The 496-nt window shown below is 64.9% G+C and carries 1 protein-coding gene; it reads right to left on the minus strand.

Annotated elements, in window-relative coordinates; genetic code table 11:
- Positions 1 to 21 precede the first annotated feature (21 nt).
- Positions 22 to 496, minus strand: a 475-nt coding sequence (gspM, locus tag Q0L57_RS13395) for a type II secretion system protein GspM (protein ID WP_296743331.1), incomplete at its 5' end; no start/stop codon positions are given.

Here is a 496-nt window from a genome sequence, read left to right on the forward strand (position 1 = left end):
CTGCGCGCGCCATGCCCGAGCCTATTTCCCGCCCTGCCACTGTCCCGAAACCCCGAGCACCACCCTGATCCGGCCCACGCCCTGCTCGTTGGCGGCGGTGAGCTGCGGCACCTGGACGTCGAGCTGGTCGATGAACAGAAACGGCATCCCGGCTTCCAAGTCGTAAAGCAGCTTCTGCAACGAAGGCTGCTCCATTTCGCAACTGACCAATAGGCCGACAAATCCGGCCTTGGCTTGCGTTCCCAATACGTCGACCTGCGACGACTGGATCGTACCGCCAACACTGGTGACGGCGGCTACGACACGCTGCAGCAGCGTAGCGCCTGCCACCGTGACCGTCGGGCCTTCGAGGAATGGCGTCCCCGGATGCTCCGCGGACAGCGCGGCGGCGGATGCGCCCCGGCCTTTGCGGCCCTGCAACTGATCCAGCAGGTCGGCGGTTTGCGCCAGCGTCCGCTGATGTTCGAAGATCGTCGCAATGGAAGTGATCGCGGTA

This window comes from Mesorhizobium sp., from assembly GCF_024509055.1.
Classification (GTDB): Bacteria; Pseudomonadota; Alphaproteobacteria; order Rhizobiales; family Rhizobiaceae; genus Mesorhizobium.